This window comes from Oleiphilus sp. HI0043, assembly GCF_001634935.1.
Genome location: NZ_LWEY01000425.1, coordinates 1 through 638, shown reverse-complemented (window position 1 = coordinate 638; position 638 = coordinate 1). Strand labels below are relative to the sequence as shown.

The 638-nt window shown below is 45.8% G+C and carries 1 protein-coding gene; it reads left to right on the top strand.

All coding sequences use genetic code 11. From position 1 onward, the window contains the following. The coding region (locus A3729_RS05495) for a SpoIIE family protein phosphatase (protein ID WP_156497699.1) at positions 1-638 on the top strand (638 nt) is incomplete at both ends.

Sequence of the window (638 nt, the reverse complement as noted above, 5' to 3'; positions counted from 1 at the left end):
CGGCAGAGCGCTTCAATAGTGAGATAGAACTACACGAATTACGTTATGGTGATAAGTTGTTTATGTTCACTGACGGAATTCTTGAAGGAAGCCCTACAGACAGTGATGAAATGTTTGGTGAAGAACGAGTGATGGACTCACTTGACCGCCGAGTGAAAGAGGGCGGGCAAGAGCGTGTGTTTGACGGCCTACTGGATGACTATCATAGCTTCAGCCAAGGTTCTGCGCAGCAGGACGATATCTCTTTGGTTGAAATCACCGCAGGCCCAATTGATAATTCTAGTGTAATAGATCTTGAACCAAAGACGAATTTGCCTTGGTCAGTTAATGTCGATCTTGATGCAGAGAGAATACACTCTCAGCCTGACCCCATTGTGCAGGTCATTAAAGTGTTGCCAGCAGATCTGTTTTTGTACCGTCGAGCCGATATGATCAGGACTATTTTGTCTGAGCTTTACTCCAACTCGCTGGAGCATGGTTTATTAGCCTTAGACTCTACTATAAAAGGCAGTCATGACGGATTTACAAAGTACTATCAGCAGCGTCAGGAACGGATGGACGCCTTGGATGCGGGCCGCATTAGCATTAGTGTGAGCTTTGATTACGAGCGTTCCGGTAGTGAGTTGAAAATAAGTCTC